The organism is Pantoea sp. SIMBA_079 (genome assembly GCF_046940275.1).
In the GTDB taxonomy this organism is placed as follows: Bacteria; Pseudomonadota; Gammaproteobacteria; order Enterobacterales; family Enterobacteriaceae; genus Pantoea; species Pantoea borealis.
This window is the reverse complement of sequence record NZ_JAWRYR010000739.1, coordinates 1-246: the sequence shown is the minus strand read 5'-3', so window position 1 is coordinate 246 and position 246 is coordinate 1. Positions and strand designations below refer to the sequence as shown.

The following is a 246-nucleotide window of genomic DNA, read 5'->3' as shown; positions in this document are numbered from 1 at the left end:
ATGGCAATGGAATCAACATAAATGACGGCGGTGGTGGTATCAACGTCCAATGGATATCGATTGCCAATACAATATCAAAATGCTTGCTCGTATGCTGAATTGCCGTGGGAGAAATTGCGGGAGTATTCACCTTGATTAATTTAATCTTACTTTGCGGTGCCGCATTTTCTGCTGTTACGGAAGTTGTTCCGCCGCCGCCTCCTTCACCGCCTGATTGTGAATAACTTTCATCTCCTCCTGCTACAG

The 246-nt window shown here is 45.5% G+C and carries 1 protein-coding gene; it reads right to left on the bottom strand.

Annotated elements, in window-relative coordinates:
- On the bottom strand, positions 1 to 246 hold a 246-nt coding region (locus SB719_RS21920; protein WP_412159998.1), incomplete at both ends, for a hypothetical protein.